Raw genomic sequence first — 19183 nt, 5'->3', positions numbered from 1 at the left:
ACGGGGGCTGCGCGGCGGACACGCCAACGTCACCGCTGAATGCCACGCCATTTTTGCAGAACTTGACGCACACAACTTTCGGCGCCAAAGGGGAAGTAAAGGCGCGCGGCAGCGTTCCCTCCCCCTTGTGGGGAGGGCTAGGGTGGGAGTCCATCTTCGTAAGAATCCAAATGCGATTGCCCTGCCCAGCAAGGGGAGAAGGCAAGATAAGGCGGAGCCGGTTTTCGACACTAGTCTCCAACACAAGTTGAAAACTGGCCCTTCCTCATGCCTTGACTGGTATCCAGATTTCCAGCCCGCCATTGCCGCTGCGCGGATCGAATTCGGGGCCGTAGCGTTCGAATTCGGGCGCATCGGCGACCTCGTGCCCGGAGGCCGGCAGCCATTTGTTCCAGATCGTGTTGACCGTACGGCGGATGGTCGAGATGTGGTCACGATGGGCGAACACGGCGTATTTCTGCGCCGGCACGCGCACGCGCGAAAACTCCCTCGGCAAGTCCGAAAAATCGGACACCTCGACGCCGGCGATATAGTCGAAATTGCCTGCATCGTCGCCGTTGACGCAGACGCCATAGGCGACGTCGCCGACCTCGCCCGGAATATTGCCGATATAGGGGCCGAACCGCTGCCATTGCATCGGGATGCCGGCGCTGGTTTCGCAGCTGTAGCGTTCGCCGAGACCGGCGATGAGAAACGGCCGGCTGGTCTCAAAACGCGGCGGCTCGAGATTGGTGAGGAAGGACTGGTCCATCAGGATCGGCTCCACGAGATCGAGATTGTCGAGCGAGCCTTGTGCGCGCACCAGTTCCGGCGTGGTGCCGAACTGGTCGCGGAAGGCGCGGGTGAAGGCCTCATGCGAGGCGTAGCCGACGTCGAGCGCGACCGAGAGGATGTCGGGTGCGCCGGCGGCGAGCCTGCGTGCCGCCTCGGTAAGCCGGCGAGAACGCACGTAGCCCATCACCGAACGGCCGGTCGCCGCACCGAAAGCCCGCGTCACGTGAAAGCGCGACACGCCGCTGCTCTTGGCGACATCGTCGAGCGAGACTGCTTCCGGCAAATGGCTTTCGACGAACCACAGCGCTTTCTCGGTCGGGTTCATGTCTCTCTGCGTCTCGCGATTGGCGCAGCCATGGTGCCGCTTCCTTGCAGGACCAGTTTGATCGAAATTGCGCCCGGCGCAAAATTGAAACGATGAAGATCGTCAGCGCTGCCGGCGTTGAATTGAAGTTGTAGTTGATGAAGTCGGGCGTGTTGCCAAAGCGTGTCGCCTTGTCGATCGGGTTACCAATCGACGTGCTAAGTCCGCTTTCGGACCCGAAGCCGCGGCGGAAATCGCTCAGATCGTCGGCCTGATGTTCTGATTCAAACGGAAGAAATTGGTAGGATCATGCTTGTTTTTTAAAGCAACCAATCTCGGGTAGTTCTCGCCATAAGCTGCCAGAACCCGGTCCGGGCCCTCTTCGCCGAGATTGTTGGCATAGACGCCGCCGGTCGAGAACGGTCTCATTGCATCCCATAGGTCACGCGCCCATCGGATGTGCATTTTGTCGTCAGCCGGATTATCCCAGATCGATATCGGGAAGCAATCGTAAAGCGCATCTCTGTTGGCGTAGGGAGTGTCGCCTATTGGCACACGCGAGATTGCGCCGCCAACCTGCTGCAGGACAAGAAGCGACTCGCTGGGTGCGGTCGCGTAAGCTGAGAGCATTGTGTCGATTGCCTGGTCTGAAATTTCGCGCATGAACTGCGCCTTCCAGTAGTAGCGCCGCCCGCGCGGAAAGATGCTGTCTCCGGCCGACTGGATTTGAAGATACGGGACGGGAGCAATCCGGTCTTCAACCGGCGTGCCGTATTCTCTCAACGGTTGGACGATTTGCTCGCCCTCGCCAAGCGGGCCGATGTAACACGCCGAGATGCTGAAGAAACGTTCACCTGAGGGCGCAGTCACAAGCGCCGCGTCCAGGCTCAGCTCATCGGGAGCCTTGCTCGAAAACGTGCGGTAGAACCGCATTGCTTCGCGCGCATGTTCGTAGCGGTGCAGAACTGACCCCGCGATGAGAAGGGGACCCACGGGATGAAGCCTGTATTCGAAGGCTGTAACGATTCCGAAATTGCCGCCGCCGCCCCGAATGCCCCAGAAAAGATCCGCGTTTTCAGCCGCGTTTGCCTTGAGCAGCCGGCCGTCCGCCGTCACGATTTCGACTGCTATGAGATTGTCGCAGCTCAGTCCATGTTTGCGGCCAAGCTTGCCGAACCCACCACCGAGTGTCAGTCCGGCAATGCCGGTATCGGCGTTGACGCCCATCGTCGTCGCGAGACCATGAGCCTGCGTGGCGGTGTCGAACTCTCCCAGGTTCAAGCCAGCCTCGGCGCGCGCAACCCGGCGGACCGGGTCGACCTCGATCCGCTTCATGCGCGACACATCAATGACCACGCCGCCATCGCAAACCGAACTGCCGGCGACGTTGTGACCACCGCCGCGAACGGCGACCAGAAGGTTTTGCGATTTGGCAAAGCTGACAGCTGTGACGACGTCGCGGGATTCGGCGCAATAGATCACCGCTGCTGGTCGCTTGTCGACCATTCCGTTCCAGACTCTGCGTGCCTGGGCATAGCCAGGATCGTCCGGGAGGACCAAATCCCCGCGAATTGCCTGCCTGAGCCGCGCAATATCCGACGCCTTCAGGGCTGACCCGGTTCCGGGATCCTCCGCAAGCTTGAGCGTGCTCATCGAGGGGGTTCCCTTCGTGATCCGAGGACAGGCTGTATGCAATAATCTCATGGGCCTTCATTCGCCGCAAAGTCGAATATCTCAGTCGCTAGATGAGTTGGATTCATCTAAACTGCATGAATGAGAAGACTTCCGCCGCTCGGATCCCTTCGCGCCTTCGAGGCTGCTGCCAGGCGCATGAGTTTCAGGGAGGCCGCGATCGAACTCGGCGTGACGCCCACGGCCATCAGCCACCAGATTCGGTTGCTCGAGGGCATCTGCGGACAACCCCTGTTTCGGCGGCGCCCACGGCCGCTTGTGCTTACGGACGTGGGCGAACGGCTGTTCCCGGTCATTCGCAACGGCTTCGACGCCTTTGCCACCGCAATTGCGTCAGCTTCGGCCGGCGTCGGCCAACGCCCGCTACGGGTGACAAGCCCGAATGCATTTGCCAGCCGGTGGCTGGTACCGCGTCTGCCAAAATGGCGGGAAGAGTACCCGAAGATCCCTCTGGAGATTATCGGAACCGACTCGGTGTTGGACCTGCGCGCCGGCAATGCCGATGTCGCGATCCGCTACGCGCGCAGGATGCCTCAGGACCTTGCCGCCCAGGAAATTTTTCGGGACACGTTCTTTCCGGTGTGCAGCCCTGATTTGCTCGCCAAGGGCACCCGACAGATCGAGCGGGCCGCCGATGTGCTGCAATATCCGCTCATCCATTTTGATTGGATGAACCGTGATCGCGAAGCGCCTACCTGGTCGCGATGGCTGGCGGCGGCACGCTCTGTCGATCCTGGCATCCCGGATACCAACAAAGCGTGGGACCTAAGCTTTCGCGAAGAATTGCATGCGATCGACGCGGTCGTGGCAGGCCAGGGTATCGCTATCTGCAGCGACGTGGTCGTCAGCCGCGAACTCAAAAGTGGAGCGCTGGTCAAGGCACACGATCTCTCTCTGCCAGGCTACGGCTTCTATCTCGTCTACGTCCCTAACCACCCCTTGCAGCCGCACATCGAGGCCTTTTCTGCCTGGATGGGATCGTTGGTGTAGAATTAGCTCAAGCATGATTATCAGGTTCGATGGGTGGTCCGGTGTCGGTGCAAGGCAGAAGCCGATGGGAACGCGGCTTCCTTCATTGCCATTCAGCAATCGCTAACCATGACCGCATTGCATAACTGCCATGCAGCTTTGCCGGCTTCTGGCATAATGCCGCGTCTTGAATAGTAAGCACGCTTATAATATATGCAGCTCATGGTTTCCGACGGCATCGACAGATTGGGCTTTTTGATCCACGACGTGCAGCGCCTGATGCGCAAGCGCTTCGAGGCGAGGGCCGGCGGGCTCGGCCTTTCCTCGGCGCAATGGCGGCTTATGGTCCGCGTCGCCAAGGAAGAAGGCATCACCCAAGCGCGGCTCGCCGAACTTCTCGAGATCGAGCCGATCAGCGTGTCGCGCCTGGTCGACCGCATGGAGGAGAGCGGCTGGATCGAGCGCCGTTCCGACGCCGCCGACCGCCGCGTTCGCATGATCTTCCCGACCGCCAAGGCGAGCGAGGCCTACGCCGAGATCAAGAGCCTCGCCGGCGAAGTCTATGAAGAATCGCTGACCGGCGTGTCGCCGCAAGATCGCCGCATCCTGATCAAGGCACTGGAGGCGATGGCCAGGAACCTGGCGGACGGCGAGACGGCGTCCTCCGAAAAAGTCGAGAGTGCAGAAGGCGCAGCAGCATGAACGCGGTAGCCAAGGTAGATGAGAATGCGACCAAGCTGGAGATGGAAGCTCCCGTGCAGCCGGCGGCAGCCCCGGTTACGGTCGCTCCGCAGGTAGAACCGGCGCCGGTGGCGCCGAAGAAGAAGCGCCGTGCCGGCCGCTTCCTTTTGATGTTTGCGCTCCCCGTGGCACTGATCGCTGGCGGCAGCTACGTCTGGGTGACCGGCGGCCGTTACCAGGAGACCGAGAATGCCAATCTGCAGCAGGCCAAGGTCTCGATCGCCGCCGATACGGCAGGTCGCATCGTTCAGGTCGACATTTTCGACAATCAGTCCGTCAAGCAGGGCGACGTGTTGTTCGCCATCGATTCCGAGCCCTACCGGATCGCACTGGCCCAGGCCGATGCGACGGTGGCCGGCGCGCGCCTCAATGTCGAGCAGTTGCGTGCGGCCTACAGCCAGGCGGTAGCGCAGGAGAAGTCCGACGCCAGCCAGGTCGACTACGCGCAGTCGCAATACGACCGGGCCGCCGACCTTGCCCGCAAGGGCATCAACGCCGAGTCGTCGCTGGACGAGGCCAGGAACGATCTCGACAAGGCCAAGCAGCAAATGGCGGTGGCTCAGCAGGGCATCCTCAGCGCCAAGGCGGCACTCGGCGGCAATCCCGATATCGAGACCGACAAGCATCCGACCGTGATGGCGGCGCTCGCCGCGCGCGACAAGGCTGCCTACGATTTGGCGCAGACCACGGTCACGGCGCCGGCCGACGGCATCATTAGCCAGGCTGCCTCGTTCAAGGTCGGCCAATATGTCGGCTCCGGTACGCCGCTGTTTTCGCTGGTCGAGACCGGCGATACCTGGATCGATGCCAATTTCAAGGAAACCCAGCTCACCCATATGAAGCCCGGCCAGAAGGCCGAAATTGTCGTCGACACTTATCCGGGCAAGACGTTCGAAGCCACGGTCGAGGCGATCGGCGCCGGCACCGGAGCCGAGTTCTCGCTGTTGCCAGCCCAGAACGCCACCGGCAACTGGGTCAAGGTCACCCAGCGCATTCCGGTGCGCCTGCAATTGACCGATGCCGACGCCAAGATGGCGCTGCGCACCGGCATGAGCGCGACCGTCACGGTGGACACCGGCGTTTCCCGCGGGCTTCCGAGCATATTCGGCCACGCCACGGCGGGTGAGGCGCAATAGAGCAATTCCAGGAAAAGTGTGAAGCGGTTTTCCGTCCGGAATTGCGCAAAAACAAAGAGATAGAGCGGTTCGGCGTTTCCGTGAAACGATGAACGGCTCTAGACCACCTCGTTCCATTGGATGATGAGGTCTGAGACGCAACAAGTAGAATGCAGGCCGCGCAGGGAGAGGTACGCAGCTGACAGGATTGGTCCGATCGGGGATGCGGTGAGGGTTGGGGTTCGGACCGGGCTGCGTCGCGGCCGGAACAATCCGACGCAGGCCCCTTCGGTCCTCAGGTTTCCGGGCGGCAGCCGCCCGTTATCGAGACGCTCGGTCGATGTAACCCCCACATCGATTTCGCGTCCCACCGCGATGAGGGTCTCTCCACACGGAAGGCCTCGCCGCCCGGAAGCCTGGCGCATCGGCCCGAAAATCGGAATCGATTTTCGGAAAGCACGATGCGCAGACTCAAAATACCAGAGCGTACTTTGTGCGTCCAAATGGACGCACGTCGCTCTGGTTACACGTTCTTGTTACCTGCCGGAAGTTCCACATCATGAGCACGCCAGAACCGTTTCGCGAAGTGCCGCATCGCGGCCTGATCACCGTGGCACTGATGCTGGCGACGATCATGCAGGCGCTCGACACCACGATCGCCAACGTCGCGCTGCCGACCATGACCGGCGACCTCGGCGCCTCCCCCGACAACATCAACTGGGTGCTGACCTCCTACATCGTTGCCGCGGCGATCATGACGCCGGTGACCGGCTGGCTGGCCGACCGCTTCGGCCGCAAGGAGCTGTTCCTGACGGCGGTGGTCGGTTTTACCATCTTCTCCATGCTGTGCGGTCTGGCATGGAGCCTTGAAACCATGGTGCTGTTCCGTCTCATGCAAGGCGTATTCGGCGCGGCGATCGTGCCGCTGTCGCAGACCTTCCTGCTCGACATCAATCCGAGGGAACGTCACGGCCAGGCGATGGCCATCTGGGGCGCCGGCATCATGCTGGGACCGATCCTTGGCCCGACCCTGGGTGGCTGGTTGACCGAAAATTTCAACTGGCGCTGGGTGTTCTTCATCAACCTGCCGGTCGGCATCATCGCCTTTCTCGGCATGGCCGCCTACTTGCCGGCCGTTGCAAGGCGGATACGCAGTTTCGATTTCTTCGGCTTCGCCATGCTCTCGCTTGGTGTCGGCGCGCTTCAGCTGATGCTTGATCGCGGCGGCGAGGTCGACTGGTTTTCCTCGGTCGAGATATGGATCGAACTTGGTCTGTCCATCACCGGCTTCTGGGTGTTCATCATTCACACCTTGACGGCGGAGCAGCCCTTCATCGACCCGAAGATATTCCTCGACCGCAATTTTGTCACCGGACTGGCGTTCATCTTTGTCATGGGCGTGCTCATTCTGGCGAGCATGGCGCTGCTGCCGCCAATGCTGTCGACCATCTTCGGCTATCCGACCCTCACCATCGGCATCGTCTTGGGACCACGCGGCGTCGGCACGATGATTGCCATGCTCGTCGTCGGCCGCATCATGCACAAGGTCGATGCCCGAATCCTCGTCGTCATCGGCTTCCTGCTGACCGCGCAATCGCTCCACACCATGTCTAGCTTTTCACCGCAGATGGACAACTGGCTCATCCTCAGCTCCGGCGTCATCCAGGGCCTTGGAATGGGAATGGTGTTCGTGCCGCTGTCGACCGTGGCCTTCGCCACGCTGGACGCACGCTTCCGCACCGATGCCACGGCGTTGTTCAGCCTGGTGCGCAATCTTGGCTCGTCGATCGGCGTATCGGTGGTGACGGTTCTGCTGGTACGCAACACGCAGGTCAACCATGCCGAGCTCTCGGCCTACATCAATCCGTTCAATCCCAACCTCTGGGCGGCGTCACCGGCAGCGGCGGGCGGCGATCCGACGGCGCTTTCCCAAGTGGACGGCATGGTCAATATCCAAGCGATGATGATCTCTTACGTCAATGACTTCAAGCTGCTGATGATGATGACGCTGATTGCCATCCCGTTCGTTTTTCTGCTGCGCAAGCCGAAGGCTGGTCCGACCGCCGGTGGGGCGCCCGCCGCGCATATGGATTGATGAGTAGGGATTGGTCGACGTGCCGGTCACCCCTTCTATTTGCCCAGAACAAGGCTCCAATAGCGCAGCGAGCTGTCGCGGCCGTCCCGCACATAGGCCAGACCAAAGCGGGTGAAGCGCGGGTCGAGCATGTTGCGGCGGTGGCCGGCCGAGTGCATCCAGATGTCGAACAGCTTCTGCTGATCGAAACGGCCCTCGGCGATGTTTTCGGCGGCAGCACCGGCAATACCGTTGCCCTTGACGCGCGAGGCAAATCCCTTGCCCCAGCCGGTGGAGTGGGTCATGCGGCCGCCGCGCGCCATATAGCCGGACTGCTGCAGGGCTGCCTGTTCGAGCTGAGGGTCGGGGACAAGCGATTCGAGACCGACTGAGGCGCGAATGCCCGCCAGTGTGCCGACGGCGGAGGCGGAGACACCGGCGCCTTCGCCGGTGGGCAGCACAGTGGCGCAAGCGGCAAGCCCGGCCAGCGCGGCAAGGCCGGCAGCTCTAAGCAGCATCCGCCTGTTTAAGCTTGATCGGACTTCGGAATTTTCGATTTTGGCAGCGGTCATGCCCGCCTGACATAGCGGTGATCATGGCTTTTGCCGGGCAGGTGCTCAAGAATCTCGCTCGCCGCGGTTCGTCGCCCGGTGGTGAAATCTGACGCGTGGTGCCGCGACGGAATATCGGTTTGGCCCATCGGTGATCTCCACCGGTGCGCGCTGCGAATGACTGCTTCGCGCCGCATGTCGGCCGTTCAGGCAAACATTACCTTCGCCTCGAAGCGGACATTCCGGCTGGCATGGTCAAAGGTGACGCCGTTTGACATTCCTGCGACGCAGCCTAGTTGGCGGTCCCTTTCTCGCATTCCGGCAACCGCTGAGGCTTGGCGAACTTCGCCAGCGCCTCGGGGCTCGCACAGGCCGGGAAGCCGGCCTTGCGCATTGTCTCGAGGAAGCGCTGGTGCTCGGCGTCGCTGTAGCCCGGCTCGTTGGCCATGGCTTCGATGGTCAGGTCCGGTAAGCGTTTGAGCGCCTCTGCGACACAGGCTTTTGTGTCTTCCGTTCGACCAAGCGCGGCGAAGGAACCGCACCGCATCGACCACTTGGAGAGGTTGTAGGTTTCTGGTGTCATGCGCGCCTGCATCTTCAGCGCATCTTCATAGCGGCCGGCCATGAAGTATGCATAGGAGAAGCTGCCTGTGGCCCACAATGGGTAGTTCGGATCGAGTCGGATCACCTGGTCGACCAGTTCCACGCCGCGTTCGGGTTCCCCGAAGGTTGACGCCCAGCCGACATAGAAGGTCAGGATTTCAGCTGAACCCGGAGCCATACGCAAGGCGGTGTCCAACTCGACCTTGGCCCGCGCCAGGTCGCCCCTTTCGCCAAAACTCATGCCGAGCACGGCGTGCGCCTCGGCGTCGCTCGGATCAAGCCTGACGGCGCGCTCGGCCGCTTCGACAGCCGCCTTCCGCTCGCTCTCAGGGCTGACGCCGAAGCTCGCCAAAAGACTGTGCGAATGATAAAGCTCGACCCAGGCGCGGGCGAGGCCGGGGTCCAGATCGACGGCGCGGGTAAGCAAATGAATGGCCTCTTCGAGATCGGCTTTGGTGATTTGCTCGAGCTTCTCGGTGCCGAGTAGATAATACTCATACGCGTTCAGGTTTTCCGGCCGCTTGCGTTTGGCCGCTGTCCGCCCGGTCTCCTGGATCAGGCCAGCGCCGCCGCCGAGCCGGTTGGTGACCTGTTCGGCGATCTCGGTTTGGACAGCGAACACGTCTTCATCCGGCCGATCCCAACGCTCCGACCACAGATGCTTGCCGGATGCCGCCTCGATCAGCTGCGCATTGATCCGCACGCGGCTGCCCTGGCGCTGGATGGAACCTTCGAGCACATATCCGACGTATAGCGCTGCTGCGACCTGGCGGACGTCCACCGGCTTACCCTTGTAGGCTTCGGTGGAATTGCGGGCGACGACCTCGAATTCGGGGAAACGCGCGAGGTCGGTGATGATGTCCTCGGTGAGGCCGTCGGCGAGGCGCCCGGTGGCCTCGTCGCCGCCATAATTGCTGAAAGGCAGAACCGCAATGGACGGCTTGCCGATGGCAGTATCAACCGGCCGCAGCCACCACCACGCTCCAGCAGCCGCAAACGCAAGCAAAACAAGGGATGCAGCCGCCATCGGCAGAAAGCGGCGGATGTGGCGAGTGCGCAGGCTCCAGCCGCGCTTTGCCCCTTGCATTCTGACGCTGTAGGTGCGAACCGGCTCGGCGATATTCTTGACCTTTTGAGCGCCGGCAAAGTCAATTGGCAGGCTGAGCTTGCCTTTCATGTGGTCGTAGGCGGTTCCCGAGATGAGCACGCCGCCCGGCGGGCAAAGCTGCTCAAGGCGCGCCGCCACGTTCACCCCGTCGCCGAAGAGATCATCACCTTCGACCACCACGTCGCCGAGATTAATGCCGATACGAAATACTATGCGGCGCTCGGCAGGAGCCTCGCTCTGATGCGCGGCGACTCTGGTCTGAATGGCCACAGCGCAAGCAACAGCATCGACGACGGAGTGGAACTCAGCCAAGGCGCCATCGCCCATGAGCTTAACGACACGTCCGTTATGCTCGTTGAGCAGTGGATCGATCACCTCCGCCCGGAGCGCCTTGATTGCTGCGAGCGTCGCCGCCTCGTCGGTTTCCATGAGGCGCGAGTAGCCGACGATGTCGGCGGCCATGATGGCCGCCAGCCGCCGCTCCGTTCGAGTGGTCACCACGCTGGCGTGCTCCCACAGCCAGAGCTGTGCTCTCGCATCTGGCTCGCTTCGATCCTTTCAGGTCTCGACTCAAATCGCAAGGCGAATGGGCTACGCGTTTGCCAGCTTCTGCGATGGCACGCTGCTCACTGCTCTCGTCCGCGCCTTCCGTTGGAAGAACATGATGGACAAACGGCCGCGTTGGCTCGATCAGCGAACTGGCCAGGGCAGAGAAGCTCAAGACCTCCTACGTCGCGTAGTTCCTCCGCCCTGCGCTGCTCGAGCCCGACGTTGTTGAGGCGATTCTCGATGGTCGGAAGCCACCTACTGCAGCTTCAGCGGCTCATGCGCGGGTTTCCGATCGAGTGGACGGAGGCAGGTAAGCCGTCTCACGTTGAACCCCGATTTGACCCGTAGCTGAGTTGCGCGCTCCGCAAGATGGAGGGCAACTTTGCGCCGATCATGGTCATTTCGCCGACCCCTCCCCTCCAGAAGCGGACATCGCTGGTTCAACGCCCCGGGCATCGATCCGGAGGTGCAAAACCGCCTTTTCCAGCCCTTCATGACGACCAAGAAGCACGGGATGGGAGTAGGTCTGTCGATCTGCAGGACGATCGTCGAATCCCACGGCGGCAAGATCTGGGCCGAGTCCGCCCCAGGGCAGGGGACCACGTTCCGCTTCACGCTCCGGTCCGTGGAGCGAGAGGAGCTCTCCGATGCAGGCTGAAGCCGTGGTGCATGTGGTCGATGACGATCTGGCTGTCCGCCAGTCGCTGGCATTCCTGCTCGCGTCGGACGGCCTTGCGGTCAGCCTGCACGAATCCGCCTCCGCCTTCCTGGAAAACGTGGAGGGCTCGGCGTCCGGCTGTGTCGTTACCGACGTGCGGATGCCGGGCATCGATGGCATCGAATTCCTGCGTCGGCTGAAGGCTCGTGGCTCCGTTCTCCCAGTGATCGTGATGACGGGCCACGCCGACGTGCCCATGGCAGTCGAGGCAATGAAGGAGGGCACGATCGATTTCATCGAGAAGCCGTTCGATGACGACCTGCTCATCGCGACGATCCGCTCCGCGCTTGGCCGCCGGACGAAGACCATCCAGGACGGCGCACACGTCAGGGAGGCCGCGAGCCGGGTAGGATCGCTCACAGAACGCGAACGCCAGGTCCTGGACCTGCTCGTCGACGGCAAGGCGAACAAGGCGATCGCGCACGAACTCGGCATCAGCCCGCGAACGGTCGAAATCTACAGGGCCAACGTCATGTCGAAGATGCAGGCGAAGAGCCTGTCCGAGCTGGTCCGGCTGGCGTTGTTGGCCGACCGATCCGCTTAGTAGCCCTGTCGGTCAAGGTTCTGCGTCTTTCGCCTGCACAAGGACGCTGAGGCGCTGATGCCCGCCAGCGTGCCGGCGGCGGAGCCGGGACACCGGCGCCTTCGGCGGGCAGCGCGGTGGCGCAACCCGGGCCGCAGACCGCCTATCTGGCAGACACTTGGCTGATCCCGGTATCGATCCAGGCACGCGTCTGTTCCAGAACTTCATCCGAAAGCGCGGGATCGTCGATAGCCCGGGCGAGGATCACTGCCCCCACCATCGCTGCCCAGCATCCGATCGCTGCGCGGCGTCTGTCTGCCGGATCCAACTCCGGGAGCGCGTTGCCGAGACGGTCGATCTGCGATCGAAGGCCTTCCGTCATGGCCGAGCGTGCAGCCGGGGTCTGATGGCGAATGGCCGCGGCAAGGCCTGCCGTCGGGCAACCACCAGCGGCGTTGTCGCGATGACGGGGCGAAAGATAAGCCTCTACATAAGCGCGAAGATCGGCCCCTGCGCTTGAGTCCGCGGCGAGGACATGGGCAAGGGTCTGCGCGATCAGGTCGTCTTTCGAGCTGAAATGGCCATAGAAGCCGCCATGGGTGAGCCCGGCGGCTTTCATCACCTCCGCCACGCTAACCGCGTCGAAGCCCTTGTCGCGAAACAGCCGGCTGGCAACATCCAGAATTCGGCGACGGTTCTCCGCCATCTGTTCTCGACTGACCTTCATTTCAAAATTCTCCGCCGGCCCCGTTGACATTTACATGATGGGTATCATATTTAGCCGCAATCATGATGATCGTCATGAATATAGAGTCCATCAGAGAAAAGAGCAATGCCATGACCACTATTCCGTCAGTCCTCATAACCGGCGCCTCCACCGGCATCGGAGCCGCCTATGCCGAGCGCTTCGCGCGCCGCGGGCACGACCTCGTGCTGGTTGCCCGTGACATGGCACGAATGGAGGCTCTGGCGGCCCGTCTGCGTCAGGAAAATGGCGTGGCGATCGACATCATCCAGGCTGATCTTACGCAGCCTGCCGAGCTTGCAACGGTAGAGACGAGGCTGCGCGATGACGCCCGCATCGGAATCCTCGTCAACAATGCCGGAACGGCCATCGGCGGAAGCTTTATCGAGCAGAGCACCGATGACGTTGCGCGGCTCGTTGCGCTCAACACGACCGCACTTCTGCGGCTTGCCAGCGCCATGGCCCCGCGTCTTGCGGCGGCCGGCGAAGGGGCGATCGTCAACATCGGCTCCGTGGTCGGCCTGGCGCCGGAGTTCGGCATGACCGTCTACGGCGCAACCAAGGCCTTCGTGCTGTTTCTGTCGCAGGGACTCAGCCTCGAGCTCGCGCCGAAGGGTGTCTACGTCCAGGCCGTGCTTCCCGCCACGACGCGAACGGAGATCTGGGAACATGTCGGCGCCGACGTCAACACGCTTTCCAACGTGATGGAGGTGGACGATCTGGTGGATGCGGCGCTGGTCGGCTTCGACCGCCGCGAACTGGTGACCATCCCGCCGCTACCCGATGCCGGGCAGTGGGACGCGCTTCAGGCCGCACGCCAGGCCATGCTTCCGAACTATCGGAACGAACATCCCGCCGAGCGGTACCGCACGGTCGCCTGAGCATCAACGAAGCCATTTCGATAAACGACCCTGCCGCGGCGGGGATAAACAAAGGTGACCTATGACGAGCACAACGCTGTTTGAGCCCTATACTCTCGGCTCGCTCACTCTCTCCAATCGTATCGTCATGGCGCCCCTGACGCGCAATCGCGCTGGCCCGGGCTTCGTTCCAGGCGATCTCGCCTCGCAGTATTACGGCCAGCGCGCGTCGGCAGGCCTGCTGATTTCCGAGGCCACGCAGATCTCGCAGCAGGGACAGGGTTACCAGGACACGCCCGGCATCTACTCCCAGGCGCAGATCGACGGCTGGCGCAAGATCACCGACGCCGTGCACGCCAAGGGCGGACGGATCTTCCTGCAGCTCTGGCATGTCGGTCGCGTCTCGCATGTCGACCTGCAGGAGCATGGCGCCGCGCCCGTCGCGCCCTCGGCGATCCGGGCCGCGACCAAGACGTTCGTCAGCAACGGCTTTGTCGACGTTTCGGAGCCCCGCGCGCTCGAGCTCGACGAGCTTCCGGGGATCGTCAATGATTTCAGGCACGCAGCCGCGAACGCCATCGAGGCCGGCTTCGATGGCGTCGAGATTCACGGCGCCAACGGCTATCTGCTGGACCAGTTCGCCAAGGACAGCGCTAATGTCCGCACCGATGCTTATGGCGGATCGGTCGAGAACCGCGCCCGGCTGATGCTGGAGGTTGGGACTGCGGTGGTCGAGGAGATCGGCGCTGAGCGCACCGGCATCCGGATTTCGCCCATTTCGCCCGCCAACGGTGTCTCGAGCGGCGCCCCCCAGGCGCAGTTCGACTACATCGTCGATCGACTCGACGCCTTGGGCATCGTCTACATCCATGTCGTCGAGGGCGCCACGGGCGGACCGCGCGATGTCGCGCCCTTCGACTTCGGATCGCTCCGCCGGCGCTTCAACAACACCTATATCGCCAACAACGGCTATGACCTCGAACTCGCGGCGTCGCAGCTCGCCGACGGCAAGGCGGACCTGTTCGCCTTCGGACGCCCATTCATCGCCAATCCCGACCTTGTGGAACGGCTGAAGACGCGCGCGCCGCTGGCGGAGTTCAACCCGGCGACGCTCTATGGCGGCGGCCCCGCCGGCTATACCGACTATCCCGCGATCACCGCCTCAAGCCACCCATGAGCCATCGGAGGGCCGCGCCTGCGCGGCAACCATCCCGCGTCGACAACAGCGCCGGCGCTTTCGCCGGTGGGCAGCACGGTGGCGGCAAGGCCGCCTGCCTGACATAAGCGCGATCCTGGCTGCCAAATAGACCGGGCGTGGGTTGTTTCCACGCCCGATCAAATCAGCGTTTGGGCAGTTCAGGCCTTCGGGATCCCAGGCAGGGGGGCGACCAACTCGTCGTCCTCCACGCCTGCCTCCTCGAACAGACCGGCCCCGTCAGCATCCATTTCCCGCGGCCGCGTCGAGACCAGATCCTTCAGAGAGCCGCCGGCGCCGGCGATGCCAGCTTCCTTCAGGAGCGCGTCGATCAGAGACTTGTTGCCGGTGAACTTCAGCAACTGGTCGGCCAGATCGCCCGGACCCGAACGCCCGCCGTCGCCGCCCGAGCGACCGCCCGAAAATCCCGCTGTGTCGAACACGCGGATGCTATCGATACGGCTCGCCGGCTCCATCAGCGCCTTTAGTGCTTCCGGCAGCATGGTGATCCGGGCCTGCGTCAGTTCAAGCTGGATCAGCCGGTCGGAGAGCAGGTTGCGCGCTTCGTTCGTGGCGCGGATGGTCGCGGCCTCCGCCTCGCCTTCCGCGATCACGCCCTCGGCGCGGACCTTCATCGCTTCCGCTGCCGCGCGGGCTTCCACCAGCGCCGCCTCGGCGCGGTCTTCCGCCGCTGCTTTTTCGGCGCTCGCGCCAACTGTCACCGACACAGCCTCAGATTCCGCCGCTTCCTGCGCTTGCAGAACGGCGATCTGCCTGGCGCGGTCGGCGATTTCGCGTTCGCGCGCCGTCTGCACCTTTTCTTGAGCAGCAACCGTCAGCGCCTCGGCCTCGCGGGCCTTGGCTTCAGCCTGGCTGGTTTCCTGGCTCTTCTTGGCGATGGCCACCGCCATATTCTGGCGCGACAATTCAACCTCGCGCTCAGAGTTAATGCGCGCCTCTTCCTTGGCGCGCTGCGCTTCCGCCGCATGCTCGGCGATCTCGCGTTCGCGCGCGATCTGCGCCGCCTGTTCGGCGAGCTTCGCCGCTTCCTCGGCCTTGGCCATTTCGGAGCGCGTGGAGGCCTGCTTGGAGACTACGTCGCGCTCCTGCTCAAGCCGCGCCTCTTCCTCTTGCCGCTTCAACGCGTACTTTTCGCGCGAGGCGTTCAGGTCCTGCTCGGCAATCGCTACTTCGGTCTTCCGGGTCACCTCGTTGCGCTCCTTGCGGCGCTGTTCGGTGATGGTTGTCAGCTTGGCCAAACCGACGGCGTCGAAGGCGTTGGTTTCGTTGAAGAACTCACGCGGCGTCTGGTCGAGGCCCGTCAACGACACCGATTCCAGCTCAAGCCCGTTCGAGCGCAGATCGGTCTCGACTGCGTCCTGCACCGCCTTCACGAAGTCTGAGCGATTCTCATGCAGTTGATCGAGCGTGTTGCGCGCGGCCACAGAGCGCAGCGCGTCGACCAGCTTGGCTTCCACCAGATCCTGGATTGCCTTCGGGTCGTTGACACGGTCGCCCAGCGTCTGCGCAGCGAGGCCGATGCCGTCATCCGTGCCGTCGACGCGTACGTAAAACTCGGCACGGATGTCGACGCGCATGCGGTCAGAGGTGATGAAGGCGTCCTCGCGGCGGCGGTCGACCACCAGCTTGACGGTGTTGAGCTTGACCTTCGCCAGCGCATGCAAGATGGGCAGGATCAGCGCGCCGCCGTCTTTGACCACTCTGCGGCCGCCGACGCCGGTACGCACAAAGGCCTCGTCACGTTCGGCGCGCTGGTAGAGCCGCCCGAGCACAAAGCCGATCACCGCGATCACGAAGAGAACGATGCCGACCCAGATCAGAAATTGAACTATGTTGTCCATACTTTGCCCCCAGATTTGAAAGTGTTTGATGCTCGGCTTTGCTCAGAGCGCGCTCTGGCTAGATATGCTCCTCGAACGGGACTACGAGCCAGACACGACCGGGTCCCTCGGCGGCTTTCACCACCACGACTACGGCGCCTTTCTCGATTTTCATTCCCGCGTCTGCGGGCCGCGCCCGCAGCGTATGCAATTCGCCATGCTCATCGCGCACTCGGATCGAGCCGGGCCGACCGTCATCCAGCGGCCCGAGCGTGACCGTGCCGCGACGCCCGACCAGATGATCGTGGTTGACAGCGTAGCTCTCGTCCTGCGGCAGGAGATGAGCGATCCAGCCGCCGGTGATCTTCGTGACCATCACCGCCGCCGGCGCCGCCCCAAAAGCGTAGCTCCACGCCGGCAAGACCGGGAAGATCTGCCACAGCATGATTCCGACCATGCCGAATGTGACCAGCAGAAGCAGTATCAGGATGGCGAAGGGTACCCGACCGAAATTCAGCCAGTCGAATACGTCGCCTAGATGTGTGGCGTCGAGGAGGTGGTCGACCGTGCCGTCTTCGCCGCCACCATGGTCAAAATGTCCGGCTCCAACATAGAACAGGACGATCTGCAGGACCCCTAGCAACATCCCTGCCAGCAATGGATAGAGATAGAGCGCCGGTGCGTGGAGAATATCTGCCATCGGCGCTACTTCTTACCCTTGAGTTCGCTGCGCAGTGTCGCCAGCCGGTCGTCAATGCGGCGCTGGCGCCCAAATTCTTCGAGTTCGACAAGATCGTTGTCGCGCGGCTTGCCAGCGGGCAGGTCGGTCAGCCGCGCCACGCTGGAAAGCGCGGCCGCAATGCGATCCTCTGGTGCGGGTTTGCGGAACCCGCCGTCAGCGTTGCCCACCGTGCCCGGCTTCTGCGCCTCGCGGGCGCGCCGCGCTATCTTCACCCGCTCCTCGGAATCGCGGCGGGCCGCACTTGCGGCGCTCAGCGCGCCTCGCGCTTCGTCAATGCGCACATCAACATCCTGGATCAGCTTATCGATAGAGGTGGCCTGCGCGTCGATGTCGTCCTGACGGCCAATACCGGCCCGTGCGAGGTCTTCGCGGCCCTCTTGCAGGGCGACACGGATATTCTGGTCCAGCCCCTCGCGTTCTTCAGTCAGGTCGTCTTTCTGCAAGGTGTAGCGCTTGCGCTCGGCGATCAGCGCTGCGAGGTTGGACTTCAATTCGTCGGCGGCCTTGTCGATCTCGCGGATCGCTTGTTCGGCCACCGCCTCGGGAGCCTTCTTCTCAAGGCCGTCGATCACGGTTGCGACCAGGCCGGCGGCGAGGCGCGAAACGCGCCCGGAAATGGATTCGGTCTGCATGGCTTCGATCTCCCTGTGTTGCATGTCCGCCGACAGCGGAACGGTGAGCAGATAGGCCCCGTTATCCCGTACGAGGTGAGAAAGTTGCGCCTTCTCTTGGCTATCGGAGTAGCCGGTGGCCAGGAATCCCGCGATCACACGCCCCTCGACGGTAGAAATCGAAACCTTGTCGACGCCCTTGAAGGACATGAGCTTGTCGTCAAGCGGCAGCCGGTCGGACGACCAGGCGCCGGAGGCGTATTCGCGAATGCCATTGGTCACCAGTCGCGCCGGCAGGCCCGTCTCGGCGCGGATCGCTTCATAGGCGAGCTTCTGGAGTTCAAACGTGTTGGTGCGTTGGGTAGAGTCGGTGCGATCCAGGATGTCGTGCATGACGGCATAAGCCGCGAAAGTCATGTCGATGGCGCTTTCGCCAGCGCGGGTCAGGATCAGCTTGTAGTGCGCTGTCTTCATCTTGTTCTCCCTCCCAATCACCTAGCAGGTGATTGAGGGGATTTCAAGCCACAATCACCAAAAACGTGATTTGGTGCTGCGAAGGGTTAACGCACATGTGTTGTTTGGCGAAATTCCGCAGGTGGCGAGTGTTGGCCTGAAGGCAACTTCTGGCGCTGCGCGCCCATCCGGTATTCCGGCCCGGACGGCAGATCCGACCCAAAGCGGTTGCACAGCCTATGGTTGCAAGCGTCAGGTTCTCAGCGCTGGCTAGGCCGCTGTGTCCAGCTTAGTTTCCGCCGTCGATGAGACCCCGCCGGCCTGATCGTCCTCGGTATCTTCCCACAGCGCTTTCAACCGACAGCGAGATCGCCGGCAGGGGCGTGATGCTCCTTATCGTCGACGATGTCGCGGCCGAGCGCCGTAGGCTGCAGGGCCTGGGGATCGTGCTTGAGGACGACATTGAGGGCGACTACTCGACGCTAGCGCAGGTGCGTGATCCTGACGGCAACCTGCTCACGCTGGCGACGCCGCCGTCGCGGCCCTATCCGCCGGCATGATCCCGCCGGCAGGGCAAAGTCCGCCTCATGCAAGAAACGCGCCGGCCGATGAAGGCTGGCTACCCGAGCCGGACTCGAACCAACGGCCGCTGGATTAACAGTCGAGATCTCTACCGGTGAGCTATCGGGGAGCTGCTGATACCAAACCCAACCTAATTTCGGATCGGGCTATAAGGCATTTGCCGAATATGGCGGCGACGTCGCATCTTTCTGCTTGCCGCCCTATTTCACCAGGGACGGGGCCGCCGGAATGAAGGCCAGCTTTCGTGAGCCGGCAAGGAGCCAGTCAGCGACTGACATTGGGTCGTTTGCCGGAATGCCGCCGTCGAGGAACGAGCAGGCACTGGGCTGGGTGTTGATAGCCACATCGGGAGTGAACCATGGAACCGCGCGCCAAGGAACAGGAGAACCTTTCCCGACTCGAACGGGCCGCGCAACAGACTGCTGATCCAAAA

At 62.7% G+C, this 19183-nt stretch carries 18 protein-coding genes and 1 pseudogene; 9 read left to right on the top strand and 10 right to left on the bottom strand.

Annotated elements, in window-relative coordinates:
- Positions 1-265: 265 nt before the first annotated feature.
- Positions 266-1099: an AraC family transcriptional regulator gene (locus AC0L3N_RS32080; protein WP_473551594.1), complete on the bottom strand. Its 834-nt coding sequence runs from the start codon at positions 1097-1099 to the stop codon at positions 266-268.
- Between the two features lie 237 nt (positions 1100-1336).
- Positions 1337-2584, bottom strand: a complete 1248-nt coding sequence (locus AC0L3N_RS32075; RefSeq protein WP_473551593.1) for an FAD-binding oxidoreductase — start codon at positions 2582-2584, stop codon at positions 1337-1339.
- Positions 2585-2851: 267 nt separating this feature from the next.
- Between AC0L3N_RS32075 and AC0L3N_RS32070 the strand changes: the two genes are divergently transcribed.
- From AC0L3N_RS32070 to AC0L3N_RS32055, 4 genes are all read left to right on the top strand, one after another.
- Positions 2852-3760, top strand: coding sequence for a LysR substrate-binding domain-containing protein (locus AC0L3N_RS32070; protein ID WP_473551591.1), 909 nt, complete (start codon positions 2852-2854; stop codon positions 3758-3760).
- A 201-nt stretch (positions 3761-3961) separates the two neighbouring features.
- On the top strand, positions 3962-4441 hold the full coding sequence (locus tag AC0L3N_RS32065) for a MarR family winged helix-turn-helix transcriptional regulator (protein ID WP_123151607.1): 480 nt from the start codon (positions 3962-3964) through the stop codon (positions 4439-4441).
- Positions 4438-5616 (top strand): HlyD family secretion protein, encoded by a 1179-nt coding sequence (locus AC0L3N_RS32060; protein ID WP_473551590.1) that lies wholly within the window; start codon positions 4438-4440, stop codon positions 5614-5616. The genes AC0L3N_RS32065 and AC0L3N_RS32060 overlap by 4 nt, the downstream gene beginning before the upstream one ends.
- A 538-nt stretch (positions 5617-6154) precedes the next feature.
- Positions 6155-7690, top strand: a complete 1536-nt coding sequence (locus AC0L3N_RS32055) for a DHA2 family efflux MFS transporter permease subunit (RefSeq protein WP_473551588.1) — start codon at positions 6155-6157, stop codon at positions 7688-7690.
- A 35-nt stretch (positions 7691-7725) separates the two neighbouring features.
- On the opposite strand, the gene AC0L3N_RS32050 is transcribed toward AC0L3N_RS32055, so the two are convergent.
- The 3 genes from AC0L3N_RS32050 to AC0L3N_RS32040 form a co-directional block, all read right to left on the bottom strand.
- Positions 7726-8241, bottom strand: coding sequence for a CAP domain-containing protein (locus AC0L3N_RS32050; RefSeq protein ID WP_473551587.1), 516 nt, complete (start codon positions 8239-8241; stop codon positions 7726-7728).
- Complete coding sequence (locus AC0L3N_RS32045; protein ID WP_473489373.1) at positions 8238-8369, bottom strand: hypothetical protein; 132 nt, start codon at positions 8367-8369, stop codon at positions 8238-8240. Before AC0L3N_RS32045 ends, AC0L3N_RS32050 begins: the two co-directional genes overlap by 4 nt.
- Before the next feature lie 143 nt (positions 8370-8512).
- Positions 8513-10432 (bottom strand): adenylate/guanylate cyclase domain-containing protein, encoded by a 1920-nt coding sequence (locus AC0L3N_RS32040; protein WP_473551586.1) that lies wholly within the window; start codon positions 10430-10432, stop codon positions 8513-8515.
- 496 nt (positions 10433-10928) lie between these two features.
- Here AC0L3N_RS32040 and AC0L3N_RS32035 point away from each other — a divergent pair.
- Together AC0L3N_RS32035 and fixJ are read left to right on the top strand one after the other, a co-directional pair.
- A pseudogene (locus tag AC0L3N_RS32035) lies at positions 10929-11138 on the top strand (sensor histidine kinase); the annotation flags it as partial.
- Positions 11128-11742 (top strand): response regulator FixJ, encoded by a 615-nt coding sequence (fixJ, locus tag AC0L3N_RS32030; RefSeq protein ID WP_473551584.1) that lies wholly within the window; start codon positions 11128-11130, stop codon positions 11740-11742. The pseudogene AC0L3N_RS32035 and the gene fixJ, both read left to right, overlap by 11 nt.
- 142 nt (positions 11743-11884) lie before the next feature.
- Here the strand turns inward: fixJ and AC0L3N_RS32025 are convergent, their stop codons facing one another.
- Positions 11885-12448, bottom strand: coding sequence for a TetR/AcrR family transcriptional regulator (locus AC0L3N_RS32025; protein ID WP_473551595.1), 564 nt, complete (start codon positions 12446-12448; stop codon positions 11885-11887).
- A gap of 110 nt (positions 12449-12558) precedes the next feature.
- Between AC0L3N_RS32025 and AC0L3N_RS32020 the strand changes: the two genes are divergently transcribed.
- A complete protein-coding gene (locus AC0L3N_RS32020; RefSeq protein ID WP_473551583.1) occupies positions 12559-13347 on the top strand; it encodes an SDR family NAD(P)-dependent oxidoreductase in 789 nt (262 codons plus the stop codon).
- A 61-nt stretch (positions 13348-13408) separates the two neighbouring features.
- A complete protein-coding gene (locus AC0L3N_RS32015) occupies positions 13409-14503 on the top strand; it encodes an alkene reductase (RefSeq protein WP_473551581.1) in 1095 nt (364 codons plus the stop codon).
- A 179-nt stretch (positions 14504-14682) separates the two neighbouring features.
- Here the strand turns inward: AC0L3N_RS32015 and AC0L3N_RS32010 are convergent, their stop codons facing one another.
- The 3 genes from AC0L3N_RS32010 to AC0L3N_RS32000 are packed head-to-tail and all read right to left on the bottom strand — an operon-like array spanning position 14683 to position 18189.
- On the bottom strand, positions 14683-16383 hold the full coding sequence (locus AC0L3N_RS32010) for a flotillin family protein (protein ID WP_473551579.1): 1701 nt from the start codon (positions 16381-16383) through the stop codon (positions 14683-14685).
- Between the two features lie 58 nt (positions 16384-16441).
- Positions 16442-17062 (bottom strand): OB-fold-containig protein, encoded by a 621-nt coding sequence (locus AC0L3N_RS32005; protein ID WP_473551578.1) that lies wholly within the window; start codon positions 17060-17062, stop codon positions 16442-16444.
- A gap of 5 nt (positions 17063-17067) precedes the next feature.
- Positions 17068-18189, bottom strand: a complete 1122-nt coding sequence (locus tag AC0L3N_RS32000; protein WP_473551576.1) for a PspA/IM30 family protein — start codon at positions 18187-18189, stop codon at positions 17068-17070.
- Between the two features lie 365 nt (positions 18190-18554).
- Here AC0L3N_RS32000 and AC0L3N_RS31995 point away from each other — a divergent pair, with 365 nt between their 5' ends.
- The gene (locus AC0L3N_RS31995; RefSeq protein ID WP_473489383.1) at positions 18555-18728 is read left to right on the top strand and encodes a VOC family protein; all 174 of its coding nucleotides are present in this window, start codon (positions 18555-18557) and stop codon (positions 18726-18728) included.
- A 222-nt stretch (positions 18729-18950) separates the two neighbouring features.
- Here AC0L3N_RS31995 and AC0L3N_RS31990 read toward each other — a convergent pair.
- The coding region (locus tag AC0L3N_RS31990; RefSeq protein WP_473551575.1) for a hypothetical protein at positions 18951-19183 on the bottom strand (233 nt) is incomplete at its 5' end.

The sequence above is a fragment of the Mesorhizobium sp. WSM4807 genome (genome assembly GCF_055811615.1).
The sequence above is the reverse complement of the archived record's forward strand: the minus strand, read 5'-3'. Positions and strand labels throughout refer to the sequence as shown.